The sequence below is a fragment of the Streptomyces sp. DH12 genome (assembly GCF_020873895.1).
Lineage (GTDB): Bacteria > Actinomycetota > Actinomycetes > Streptomycetales > Streptomycetaceae > Streptomyces.
The window spans coordinates 1-509 of record NZ_JAHWGT010000718.1 but is presented as its reverse complement, the minus strand read 5'-3'; the positions used below and the strand labels follow the sequence as shown (position 1 = coordinate 509).

Genomic DNA, 509 nt, shown 5'->3' with positions numbered 1-509 from the left:
CGGCATCATCGCCGGTCACGGACACGGCCCGGGCAACGGCGACGGCGTCCTGGGCGTCGCCCCCGAGGCGAGGATCCTCCCCGTCCGCGTCATCCTCGAGGACAAGGACCCGGCCCGCGCCAAGGCCCGCAGCACCCGCGGCAACGCCCTCGCCGAGGGCATCCGCTGGGCCGCCGACCACGGAGCCGACGTCATCAACCTCTCCCTCGGCGACGACTCCGCCTCCGCGCACCCGGAGCAGGGTGAGGACGAGGCGATCCAGTACGCCCTGCGCAAGGGCGTGGTCGTCGTCGCCTCCGCCGGCAACGGCGGCGAGAAGGGCGACCGGATCTCCTACCCGGCGGCCTACCCGGGCGTCATCGCCGCCACCGCCGTCGACCGCTACGGCACCCGCGCACCCTTCTCCACCCGCCGCTGGTACGCCACGGTCAGCGCCCCCGGCGTCGACGTGATCATCGCCGACCCCGACCACAAGTACTACGAGGGCTGGGGCACCAGCGCCGCCGCCG

Annotated in this window: 1 protein-coding gene; it reads left to right on the top strand. The window is 74.7% G+C overall.

Annotated features, from left to right (window positions below; all coding sequences use genetic code 11):
- On the top strand, nucleotides 1-509 hold a 509-nt coding region (locus LPA54_RS36690), incomplete at both ends, for a S8 family serine peptidase (RefSeq protein WP_228984826.1).